At 34.6% G+C, this 763-nt stretch carries 1 pseudogene; it reads right to left on the reverse strand.

Features of this window, described 5'->3' with window-relative positions:
- Positions 1-438: 438 nt before the first annotated feature.
- Positions 439-763: pseudogene (locus RM539_RS19890) on the reverse strand (hypothetical protein); the annotation flags it as partial.

Raw genomic sequence — 763 nt, forward strand, 5'->3', positions numbered from 1 at the left:
ATAATTATTACCCTTAACTTAGTGTCCCACCAAATGTAGCAAGATCAAACTGTATATTCAGGACTAAGCTGACCCCTCTGAAGATTACCTTTTAGGCATCTGTCGTTCTGGCGGATGCTGAACCCTTTAGAAAATAAATGTAGCTGGCTGGAAAAATTATTCCGGAGCATCACCGGAATATCCAATTAATAAATATAGAAATTGATATTCAGTACAGAAAGATGGACTTTAACCACCTAATTGAACCCTATAGTACAGAATTGGAACCAGTTAATAGAAGATTTAAAGCTTTTAGCCGACATGCTGGCTGCTTAAAAACATTCAAATCACTTATTTACAATAGATTAAATATTCTTAGAGGTAATTGCATCTTTATTGCCCCTTTAGAGGCCTTTTTGCTCCTTTATTGCCCCTTTGGAGAATATAGTAGGTTCCCTTTCATGTGGAACCTATTTTAGTTATAAAATTCCTATCAACAAGAATTTGTAAATCATAAGATACCATCCTCTTTGAGATTTCAAAAAGTTCTTGATATTCTTTATTATTAATCCTGACATTTTCTTTCATAAATAATAAAGCTTTTATGTGCCGGGATTCAAGCTTGTAGGTTTTCAGAATTTCTTCTGTATAAATATCTTTTAGAAAAGTGACACTTACTCCGCCTTGTTCTTCTTCGATATTCGGTTCAGGCAACCCAGCCTCTTTACAGGAAACTGGTCTACCTGGCAACAAGAAATATTGAAAAAAAATGGACAGCTCCTTT

The sequence above is a fragment of the Autumnicola musiva genome, from assembly GCF_031846585.1.
Lineage (GTDB): Bacteria > Bacteroidota > Bacteroidia > Flavobacteriales > Flavobacteriaceae > Autumnicola > Autumnicola musiva.